Here is a 10,463-nt window from a genome sequence, read left to right as displayed (position 1 = left end):
TGCGCAGGGCTTGGCGCACGAGTTCGCGCACCGTCACCTGGCCGACGCCCTCGACGTTGGCGGTGCGCGCCACCAGCCGCACCACATGCGGATGCGGTGGTGCGAGCTCGGCCGCGTCCTCGACGCAGATGATGCGTTCGGCGCGATCGACCGTCGCCAGCAGCCCCGACAACAGCGTGGTCTTACCCGCACCGGTGCCACCGACCACGAGGAACGCCAGCCGGGCCGCGACGATGCGCTCCAACAGCACCTTCGCCTCGACGGGGACGGCCCCCATCGCCACCAGCGCGTCCAGACCCTGCGTCGCCGGGCGCAGGACTCGAAGCGATAGGCAGGTGCCGCCGTGCGCCACCGGGGCAAGTACCGCATGCAACCGCACCCCGAACGATTCGCCGAGCACCGCATCGCGACCGGGCAGCGTTGCGTCCACCCACGGTTGGGCGTCGTCGAGACGCCGCCCCGCGGCCGAGGCCAGCCGCTGCGCGAGTCTGCGTACCGCGGCCTCGTCGGCGAAGCCGATCGACGTCTTCTCGATTCCACGGCCCCGGTCGATCCAGACCTCGTCGGGCGCGGTGACGAGCACGTCGGCCACGTTGCTGTCGTGCAGCAGCGGCTCGAGCACCCCCGCACCGGTCAACTCGGTCTGTAGTAGTCGCAGCGCCCGCAGTAGATCGGTGTCGCCGAGCACCCCACCGGCTTCGACCCGGATCGCGGCAGCGACCTCGGCCGGGTCGGGATCTCCGGCCGCGCCCGCCAGGCGCTCGCGCACCCGGTCCAGCAGCTCCGCCGTCACCAACGCCCCCATCGCTCCCCCTTCGATCGTTCGATTCCGGCCTTCCGCGGCGACGACCGAGAGAAGGCATTCGAAAACAGGTAACCCGCTGCCCTACAGTTCATTTCGCCATCTCCACGGGCACGCCGAGCACCATGAGCACGGCATCGGCCGCCTCCCGCAACGGCCCGCGTTCGACCGAGAGCCCACCGCGTTCCAGCCGCGCGGGCAGCCCGGGCTGAGCACGCACCGCCGCCAGCAGCGGCAGGTCGAGCACCTCGGCGATCTCCGGACCACGCAGGCCGCCCGGCGCGGGTCCGCGAACAATGAGGCCACGGTTCGGATTTCGCCGGCCGATGTGGGCCGACACCGCTTCCGCGGCGGCGACCGCGCGTAGACCGGCTGTGACGACGAGGACCACCAGATCGGCCGCGTCGAGGACCTGATCGGCATGCTGCGAGCGTTCGGCGGAGATGTCGCAGACGACGAGATCGCCTGCTGCCCGGCCGGCTTCGATGACGGCATGCATGGCGCCGCTGCCGATCACCGGGCGGGCGCTGCCGCCGCGGCCACAGGACAGCACTGCCAGCCCGGGAGCCGCCGACGGCAGTGCGCCGTGCAGGGCGGCGGCCGATATCCTGCCGTCCTCGACGATGAGGTCGGGCCAGCGCAGACCCGGTGCCTTCTCGATGCCGAGCAGCATGTCGAGTCCGCCGCCGAGCGGGGCGCCGTCGATCAGCAGAGTGTGGCCCCGGAACCCGGTGTGCGCCGAGCGCAGGGCAAGCGCCGCCGACAGCACCGAGGCACCCGCGCCGCCGCATGCCCCGGTGACGGCGACCACGACCCCGCCGCTGGCGCGGTGTTCTCCGCGTTCGGCGAACGTCTCGATGAGCCCGACCGCGGCGCCCGGTAACGCGATGACACGTTCGGCGCCGATGGCCGCGGCGGCTTGCCAGTCGAGTAGTTCCGGCTCCCCGTCGGTGACGGTGACGACGCCGGAACGCCGCAGATAGCCCGCTTCCGCGCATGCCACGGCCGCGGGGGTGTCGAGGATCACCAGCGGTGCGCCGGCCCAGGCATGCCTGCCGACGGGCATCGTGCGTTCTTCGACCTGGCGTTGCGCGGCGGCCGCGACCCGCCTGACCTCCTCGCGCAGCCCCTGGGTGCCGATGATCGCCAACGCCGGTGCTGCCGGCTGCCGGTCGGTCGCTTCGAAGTCCATGGAGGTCAGCGTCGCGGAGTGGGACCTCGCAGAACAGGGACGTTTCGCGGAATGTGGATAACTCACCTGTTGTGGACAACTTCGGAAATCAACTGGTCGGCGCCGTACCCGGCGCTACGTGAAACCGACTTGTCCCGAAATAGAGGACGGCCCCAGCCGGGGGGGGAGGAGGCTGGGGCCGTCGGGTTCAGCCCCGGGGGGTCGGGCTGAACGCGCCTGGAACATGTCCAGGTGCCAGCAATACTACACCCAAGGTCCGGCGCCAGCGCAAGTCCAATGTTGAAGAAGTTTCGCCGGCACGCGTCGGCCTCCGGCGGGCGCACCGGACCGGCCGCAGCACCGCCTATCCTTGACCCGTGACGGCCAACGGCGAGCAGACCGGACATCCGCACCACGGCAGCGAGCGGGCCGGTCGGGTGGCGGCATTCTTCGATCTCGACAAAACCGTGATCGCGAAGTCGAGCACCTATGTGTTCAGCAAACCGTTCTTCGCGCAGGGCCTGTTGAACCGGCGGGCAGTACTGGAGAGCAGCTACGCCCATTTCATGTTCCTGCTCTCCGGCGCCGACCACGATCAGATGGAGCGGATGCGCGCCCACCTGACGAGCATGTGCGCCGGCTGGGATGTCGAACAAGTGAAATCCATTGTGGCCGAGACCTTGCACGAGCTGGTCGACCCGCTGGTCTACGCCGAGGCAGCTGATCTGATCGCCGATCACAAGATCCGCGGCCACGATGTGGTGATCGTGTCCGCCTCCGGCGAGGAGATCGTCGCACCGATCGCCGAAGCGCTCGGCGCCGATCACACCGCGGCCACCAGGATGGTCGTGCAGGACGGTAAGTACACCGGTGAGGTGGAGTTCTACTGCTACGGCGAGGGCAAGGTCACCGCGATCGAAAAGCTCGCCGCCGCCGAGGGTTACGACCTGTCGCGGTGCTATGCGTATTCGGATTCGATCACCGATCTGCCGCTGCTCTCGGCGGTCGGCCATCCGACGGCGGTGAATCCCGATCGCGGCCTGCGACGCGAGGCGGTGGCCCGGAGCTGGCCGGTCCTGACCTTCTCGAACCCGGTGTCGCTGTGGTCGCGGTTCCAGGCGCCCTCGTCCACCACGGTTGCGGCGACGGCCGCGGTGGGTGTGAGCGCTGTGCTGGCGGGTGCGATCAGCTATCGACTGCTGCGCCGGCGCCGCTGACGAAGTCCTCCGGGCCGGTTACGCCGACGTCTCACGGGCGGCGTCGACGAGGCCAGTCGGTACGCCCGTACAAGATCGCGGACTGCGCCGCGACCTGGGATTCAACCACGAAACGCCGGGAGACACGCCGATAATTCGATGTTTTCCGACCCCTTGATGTGAGTGCGCTCACAGTGTAAAAATGAAGGCACGGAAGGACGGAAGGCCAGGACGGAGTCGGAAGAGAAGGCTCAGCCCCCCATCCCACCCTTCCCAGCACGGACGCCAGGCACCCACGCGGAGCGCGCCGCGACAAGGGCAAAAGCGTTGTGGGCCTGCGACATTCGAGCTGCCGACGGCGAGCGCCTCGCATAATTGCGGGGATGAGCCGCGGTGGAATCGGATCAGTCGCCGAGGCCGAAGAACACAACCCACTCAGCACGCTTGGTAACCGGGTTGTCCGTGCTAGCGGGCGGTGAGGTCGGTGACGACAACGCCGCCCGCTTCGATATGTCCGGACCTATCCCTACAGACCCGATATAGCTCCCCTAGCCAGAGGCGGCGTCGGCGATCGACGTCGCCTCTCGTGCGCCGTCCTCCAGCGCGCCGCAGCACAGGATCACCCAGCTGCCGACCCCCTCGGCAGTGCCCGTCCCGAACGCCGCCGCGGCATCGAGGTAGGCCTGCCGCCGGCGCAGCCAGAACACCTCGGGCACCCCGAGACTGTGCGGATCCAGCCCGCTCGACACCGCGACCAGCCGAGACGCCGCCCGCGCGACGATACCGTCGGCGGTGCCGAACGGCTTCAAGGTCAGCAGTTCGCCATGGACAACGGCCGCGATCACCGGAGCGGGCGCCGACGACCCGAGCACCGTCTGTGCGAGCAGGTCCAGCCGCTGGGCCACCCCGCCGTCGCTGCGTGGCCGGCCGAGTTCGGCCTCATCGGAGACCAGATCGGCGGCGGCGAGCAGGTGCAGCCGGGCCAGGGCTTGGAGCGGAGCGCGTTGCCAGGTGCCGACGAGATTGCGCAGCGCGTCCCCGTCGAGCGCCTGCCCGACCCGCAGCGATCCGGCCAGAATCGGATCGCTGACATTGCCGTCCGCGGGCAGCTCCACGCTGCCGCCGTCGATGGCGGCCGACGAACGCGCGGCCCGGACCGCGGCCTCGGCCGCGGTCGTCGGCCAACCGCGACGGTTGCTCTTGTGCCGATGAACCTCGGCGAGCGCATCACGGGCCTTGTCGGCGGCGGCGCGCACACCGGGCAGATCGACGAGTGGCTGCAGCGGATCGGTCACGATTGTTGAGGCTACTGCCGTGTGCCCGCTCAGCTCACCAGCAGGTCCCGGCCGGGAATGGCGTCGAGCAAGCGGCGGGTGTAGTCCTCGCGCGGGTTGTCGAACACCTCGTCGGTCGGTGCGGCCTCCACTACCCTGCCCCTGCACATCACCAGGACCTCGTCGGCGATCTGCCGGACGACGGCCAGGTCGTGGGTGATGAACAGGTACGACAATCCGAGTTCGGCTTGCAGGTCACTGAGCAGCTCCAGAATCTGGGCCTGGACCAGCACATCGAGCGCGGAGACCGCTTCATCGCAGACCACGAGCTCGGGTGAGAGGGCGAGCGCGCGGGCGATGGCGACGCGTTGACGTTGACCGCCGGACAGCTCGTTGGGGTATCGCGACAGCACATCCGCCGGTAGCGCCACCTTGTCGAGCAGGTCGCGCACCGTAGCGTCGCGTTCGGCGCGGCTGCCGATACCGTGGGTGCGTAGCGGCTCGGTCAGGGTGCGGTGGATGGAGTACATGGGGTCGAGCGAGCCGTAGGGGTTCTGGAAGATCGGCTGTACCCGTCGCCGGAACGCCAACGGCGAAGTCCGGCTCAGCCGGGCCACGTCGGCGCCGTCGAAGGTCACCGTCCCCGACGTCGGCTCCAGCAGCCCGAGCACCATTTGGGCGACCGTGGATTTGCCGGAGCCGGATTCGCCGACGATGGCGGTCGTCGTTCCGCGCCGCAACCGGAATCCGACGTCGTCGACGGCGAGCAGTTCGGTCGACTTCCACGGCACCGATCCCCGGATCCGATACCGCTTGGTGAGCCCATCGACGACCAGGATCTCCTCGGCCGCGACGGCATCCGCCTCGAGGGCACCCTCTTCGGCCGCCTCGATCGCCTGACGCCGCACCTGCGCGCGCGCTACCCGCACCGAACGCCGCCGGGCCGCCAGCGACGGCGCCGATTCGACCAGGCGCCGGGTGTACTCGTGCTGCGGATCACGCAGGATCTCCAGTGCCGGACCGGATTCCACCACCCGGCCGCGATACATCACCACCAGATGTTCGGCTCTTTCGGCGGCCAGCCCGAGGTCGTGGGTGATCAGCAGCATCGCGGTGCCCAGCTGCGCGGTCAGTTCGTCGATGTGGTCGAGGATCTGCCGCTGCACGGTGACGTCCAGGGCGGAAGTCGGCTCGTCGGCGATGAGCAGATCCGGGCGCCCGGACAGCCCGATAGCGATCAAAGCGCGCTGGCGCAGACCGCCGGACAGCTCATGCGGGTACTGGTTCATCCGGTGTTCCGGGTCCGGTATTCCCGCCTCACGCAGCAACTCGGCGGCCCGCTCACGGGCCTGCTTGCCGCGCGCGATTCCGTTGGCGGCCAGGGTTTCACCGATATGGAAGCCGATCTTCCACACCGGATTCAGATTCGACATCGGGTCCTGTGGCACGAACCCGATGCCGTCGCCGCGCACCCCGATCAGCTCCGATTCCGGTGCCACCGCCAGGTCACGGCCGCCGAAACGGATCTCACCGGACACCACGCGACCGCCGCTGGGCAGCAGTCCGATCACCGCATGGGCGGTGGTCGATTTGCCGGAGCCGGATTCTCCGACGATCGCCACCGTCTGGCCGGCGTAGACCGTCAGATCGACACCTCGGACGGCATCGACCCGCTCTGCTCCCGAACCGAAAGCCACGTGCAGATTACGGATCTCGAGCAGCGGCGCATCCTGTTCGCCGGACTCGGACGCGGCGTTCATGCTCGCCTCCTGCGGGATTTCGGGTCGAGGGCGTCGCTGAGGGCGTCGCCGAGCATGATGAAGCTGAGCACTGTCAGCGCGAGTGCCGTCGCGGGATAGAACAGGATCAGCGAACCCCCACGCAACTGCTGCTGACCGGTCGCGATATCGGCGCCCCAGGACACCTCGGTGGGCGGCAGGCCGACCCCGAGGAACGACAGCGTGGCCTCGGTGACGATGAACACCCCCAGCCAGATAGTGGTCACCACGATGACCGGGCCGAGCGAATTCGGCACCACATGCCGCAGCAGGATCCGGAACCGCGATACCCCCAATGCCCGCGCCGCCAGCACGTATTCGCTGTTCTTGGCCGCGATCACCGCGCCGCGCGCGATCCGCGCCACCTGCGGCCAGGTGAATCCGGCCAGGATGACGATCACCAGCGCGATGGTCCGGCGCTCCGACAACTGCATGACGACGATGGCGGCCAGCATCAGTGGAATCGCGTACACGATCTCGGCGATCCGGGAGATGATCGAGTCGAGCAGCCCACCGTAGAAGCCGGCCAGCGCACCGAGCGTCGCCCCGATCGCGACGAACAGCAACGACGCGCCGACGCCGGTCAGCACCGATGCGCGTGCCCCGTAGACGGTGCGGGCGTAAATGTCGCAGCCTTGCAGATCGAACCCGAACCAATGCTCTGAGCTGGGCGGGAGCAAACTGTTGTCGACCACGCAGTAGCGCGGGTCCTGGTCGGTGAACAGGCCGGGGAACAGCGCCAGCAGCAGCACCAGCACGATCATCGCGACCGATATCAGAAACAGCGGATTGCGGCGCAGCCCGCGCCAGGCTTCACCCCAGAATCCGCGCGGTGTTCCGGCCACCCGCACCCGGTCGACCGCATCGACCCGCACCTCGTCGGCCGGCGCGACCCAGCGCTGCTGTCCGGGACGGGCCCGGCCACGTACGTCGGACATGCTCACACTCCCCTCTCACGCATAGCGGATCCGTGGGTCGAGCGCCGCGTACAGCAGGTCGACGATCAGATTGGCCAGCAGGAACACCACGATCAGCACCGTCACGAAGGAGACGACCGTCGGCGCCTCACCGCGCACGACCGCCTGGTAGAGCGTGCCGCCGACGCCTGGGATATTGAAAATGCCCTCGGTGACGATGGCCCCGCCCATCAGCGCGCCCAGGTCGGCGCCGATGAAGGTGACCACCGGGATCAGCGAATTGCGCAGGATGTGCACCACCACGACCCGTCGCCGCGGCAGCCCCTTCGCGGTGGCGGTCCGCACGTAGTCGGCGTCCCGGTTCTCCACCACCGAGCTGCGGGTCAGGCGCAGCACGTAGGCGAACGACAGCGCGCCGAGCACCATCGCAGGCACGATCAGCCGCGCGAAACCGGCGTCGGCACCGATGGTCACCGGCGCGATCCCCCATTCGATGCCGAACAGGTATTGCGCGAGGAATGCCAGCACGAACACCGGTACCGCGATCACGATCAGGCTGGCGACCAGCATCGTCGAATCGAACAGTTTGCCCTTGCGCAATCCGGCGATGACGCCGAAGAACACGCCGAACACCGTCTCGAACAGCAGCGCAAGCAGCGCCAGCCGGAAGGTGATCGGGAAGGCGCGCGCGAGTTCATCGCGCACCGGGCGGCCGGAGAACGAGGTGCCGAGATCGAAGGTGAAGATGCCCTTCAAGTAGTACAGATACTGCACGATGAAGGGCCGATCCAGGTGGTAGCGGGCCTGCAGCTGGGCTTCGAGAGCCGGGGTGAGCGTGCGGTCACCGGCGAGCGCGGCCACCGATCCCCCGGAGACCTTGAAGATCAGGAAGTAGATGAGCAGCGTGGCACCGAAGAACACCGGGATCATCTGCAACAGCCGCCGCACGATGTACCAGGCCATACGCTCTCCTCACTCGCCGGCGGCTCAGCGCAGCTCGATGTTCTCGAAGTCGGCCAGCCCGTTCCAGGCGAAGTCGACATTGCGGACGCGCTCGGAGTAGCCCGCGGAGTTGACGTAGTCGAAGACCGGGATGGTGGGCAGGTCACGCAGCAGCACCGTCTGCGCCTGCGCGACCAGTTCCCAGGACCGTTCCTCGGTCGGTGCGGCCTCCGCCGCGGCGATCAGAGCGTCGAATTCCGGGTTGTGGTAATCGAAATCGTTGGTGGCGGAGTTGCTCAGGAACCCGGGTTCCAGGAATTGCAACATGGTCGGATAGTCGCCCTGCCAGCCGGACCGGAACGCCTTGCCGACAGTCCGCGTGGTGATCTGATCGCGCAGCTGTTTGAAGGTCGGCAGGGCGGCGCCGACCGCTTCGATGCCGAGGGTGTTCTTGATGCTGTTGGCGACCGCGTCCACCCAGGCCTGATGGCCACCGTCGGCGTTGTAGGCGATCTCGAAACGTCCGCTCCAAGGCGAGATCTCGTTCGCCCGCGCCCACAGCTCGCGAGCCCGCTCGGGGTTGTAATCGAGGATCTCCGACCCGGGCAGATTCGGGTTGTAGCCCGGTAGCACCCGAGAGGTGTAGTCGCGGGCGGGTGTGCGGGTACCTCGGAAGATCTTGTCGCCGATGCGTTCCCGTTGGATCGCCATGGAGATGGCGTGCCTGCGTAGTCTGCCCTCCTCGCCGTCGAAATGCGGCAGGCCCGGCTGAGTGCCGATCCACTGGTTCTGCGCGGTGGGCGCGGAGACGGCGCGCTCGCCCAGATCGTCGTCGACGACAGTCAGCGCGCTGGGCGGAACGGTGTCGAGCACGTCGAGATTACCGGCGAGCAGATCCGAATAGGCGGCGTCGAAATTGGAGTAGAAGACGAAGGTCAGCCCCTTGTTCTTGGCCGGGCGCCCGCCCCGGTAACTCTCGTTGGGCACCAGGTCCAGCTTCACATCGTGTTGCCAGGCGTCACCGTCGGCGAAGCGGTACGGGCCGTTACCGATCGGGCGCTGACCGAACGCCTCGATATCCTCGAACGCCGCCTCGGGCAGCGGATAGAACGGCGCGTAGGCCAGCCGGGTAGGGAAGTCGATGGTCGGCGCCTTCAGATCGACGGTGAAGGTGAGTTCGTCGAGCACCCGAAGCCCCGACATCGTCTGCGCGCGTGGCGGATCGGCCTGCACGTCGTCGAAGCCGACGATCGGCTCATAGGTGTAGCCCTGCAACTGCGCGTTGGTGATCAGCGCGCCGAAATTCCAGGCGTCGACGAACGAGTGCGCGGTCACCGGTGAGCCGTCGCTGAAGGTCCAGCCAGGTTTCAATCGGATCAGATAGTGCTGCTGATCGGTGGTCTCGATGGACTGGGCGACCTCGTCGTGCAGGCGGCCCTTCGCATCGATGCGACGCAAGCCGGCGAAGAGCCGGTCGACGATGCGGCCGCCGCCGTTCTCGTTGGTGTTCGACGGAACCAGCGGGTTCTGCGGCTCGCTGCCGTTGACCGCGATGGAATCACCAAGCGCGGGCGTGATGGTGCAGGCGGGTACCGTCGCGGCGCACAGCAGGGCGAGCACCACGGTCGCGAGCCAGGCCGGAATCCGCATCTGCACCCCCGGAATCATCGTCGTCTGGCGGCTCGGCCGCGGCTGTTTCGGGCCGCCATGGCCGAACCGGCCCGGTGCGGACTGCCCCCGCCCGCCGATCAGAAGCCGACGATAACCACCGCGGCACCGATTTGTCAGGCGACCGGGCCGTACTTGGGCCGGGCCGGATCGGTGCCCACCCGATGGACAGGGTGGCAGCGGCGTGGGTCACAGTTGACTACTGTCGAAACCGGCCGCATGCGCAGGTGATGTGAAGGAAGTGACGAGATGACCGAAACCACCGCCGATCACCGGGACTCGTACCCGCCCAGCGCGGCATTCGCCGCCGCCGCGAACGCCGATGCCGAGATCTACCGCCGCGCCGACGCCGATCGCGAAGGCTTCTGGGCCGAGCAGGCCGGGCGCCTGCACTGGCACGAGCCGTGGAGCCAGGTGTTGGACTGGTCGGACGCTCCGGTCGCGAAGTGGTTCGCCGACGGCAAGCTCAACGTCGCCTACAACTGCGTCGACCGGCATGTGCTCGACGGCCACGGCGATCAGATCGCCATCCACTGGGAGGGCGAGCCGGGCGACTCCCGCGCCATCACCTACAACGAACTGCTGGCCGAGGTGAGCCGCGCGGCGAACTATCTGACCGAGCTGGGGCTGGTGGCCGGGGATCGGGTCGCCATCTATATGCCGATGATTCCCGAGGCCATCGTCTCGATGCTGGCCTGCGCGCGGCTCGGGCTCA

The 10,463-nt window shown here is 68.2% G+C and carries 9 protein-coding genes; 2 read left to right on the top strand and 7 right to left on the bottom strand.

The annotated features are described in order from the left end of the window. Positions 1 to 805 (bottom strand): TadA family conjugal transfer-associated ATPase (locus RJ05_RS01730; RefSeq protein WP_036532281.1); only part of this gene is annotated, 805 nt, incomplete at its 3' end. 88 nt (positions 806 to 893) lie between these two features. After that, positions 894 to 1,994 (bottom strand): septum site-determining protein Ssd, encoded by a 1,101-nt coding sequence (ssd, locus tag RJ05_RS01725; RefSeq protein WP_051016089.1) that lies wholly within the window; start codon positions 1,992 to 1,994, stop codon positions 894 to 896. Positions 1,995 to 2,350: 356 nt separating this feature from the next. Here ssd and RJ05_RS01720 point away from each other — a divergent pair, with 356 nt between their 5' ends. Continuing rightward, on the top strand, positions 2,351 to 3,190 hold the full coding sequence (locus RJ05_RS01720) for an HAD-IB family hydrolase (protein ID WP_036532278.1): 840 nt from the start codon (positions 2,351 to 2,353) through the stop codon (positions 3,188 to 3,190). Between the two features lie 527 nt (positions 3,191 to 3,717). On the opposite strand, the gene RJ05_RS01715 is transcribed toward RJ05_RS01720, so the two are convergent. Genes RJ05_RS01715 through RJ05_RS01695 form a run of 5 tightly spaced genes read right to left on the bottom strand, consistent with a single transcriptional unit; the run spans position 3,718 to position 9,730 of the window. Further along, positions 3,718 to 4,464, bottom strand: a complete 747-nt coding sequence (locus RJ05_RS01715) for a Fic family protein (protein WP_036532275.1) — start codon at positions 4,462 to 4,464, stop codon at positions 3,718 to 3,720. Positions 4,465 to 4,493: 29 nt separating this feature from the next. Beyond that, on the bottom strand, positions 4,494 to 6,203 hold the full coding sequence (locus tag RJ05_RS01710) for a dipeptide ABC transporter ATP-binding protein (RefSeq protein ID WP_036532274.1): 1,710 nt from the start codon (positions 6,201 to 6,203) through the stop codon (positions 4,494 to 4,496). After that, positions 6,200 to 7,159 (bottom strand): ABC transporter permease, encoded by a 960-nt coding sequence (locus RJ05_RS01705; protein WP_085996143.1) that lies wholly within the window; start codon positions 7,157 to 7,159, stop codon positions 6,200 to 6,202. The genes RJ05_RS01710 and RJ05_RS01705 overlap by 4 nt, the downstream gene beginning before the upstream one ends. Before the next feature lie 15 nt (positions 7,160 to 7,174). Next, positions 7,175 to 8,101, bottom strand: coding sequence for an ABC transporter permease (locus RJ05_RS01700; protein ID WP_036532270.1), 927 nt, complete (start codon positions 8,099 to 8,101; stop codon positions 7,175 to 7,177). A gap of 24 nt (positions 8,102 to 8,125) precedes the next feature. Beyond that, a complete protein-coding gene (locus RJ05_RS01695) occupies positions 8,126 to 9,730 on the bottom strand; it encodes a peptide ABC transporter substrate-binding protein (RefSeq protein WP_036532283.1) in 1,605 nt (534 codons plus the stop codon). 267 nt (positions 9,731 to 9,997) lie between these two features. Here RJ05_RS01695 and RJ05_RS01690 point away from each other — a divergent pair. Then, on the top strand, positions 9,998 to 10,463 hold a 466-nt coding region (locus RJ05_RS01690), incomplete at its 3' end, for an acetyl-coenzyme A synthetase N-terminal domain-containing protein (RefSeq protein WP_036532268.1).

Source organism: Nocardia cyriacigeorgica NBRC 100375 (genome assembly GCF_000308555.1).
In the GTDB taxonomy this organism is placed as follows: domain Bacteria; phylum Actinomycetota; class Actinomycetes; order Mycobacteriales; family Mycobacteriaceae; genus Nocardia; species Nocardia cyriacigeorgica.
Note: the sequence above shows the minus strand (reverse complement) of the source record. Positions and strands in the feature narration are given on the sequence as shown.

Bases quoted from the DNA above. Each gene is read 5' to 3' on its own strand.
- RJ05_RS01695 (WP_036532283.1), bottom strand. From the start codon at position 9,730: ATGCGGATTCCGGCCTGGCTCGCGACCGTGGTGCTCGCCCTGCTGTGC.
- RJ05_RS01710 (WP_036532274.1), bottom strand. From the start codon at position 6,203: ATGAACGCCGCGTCCGAGTCCGGCGAACAGGATGCGCCGCTGCTCGAG.
- RJ05_RS01700 (WP_036532270.1), bottom strand. From the start codon at position 8,101: ATGGCCTGGTACATCGTGCGGCGGCTGTTGCAGATGATCCCGGTGTTC.
- RJ05_RS01705 (WP_085996143.1), bottom strand. From the start codon at position 7,159: ATGTCCGACGTACGTGGCCGGGCCCGTCCCGGACAGCAGCGCTGGGTC.
- ssd (WP_051016089.1), bottom strand. From the start codon at position 1,994: ATGGACTTCGAAGCGACCGACCGGCAGCCGGCAGCACCGGCGTTGGCG.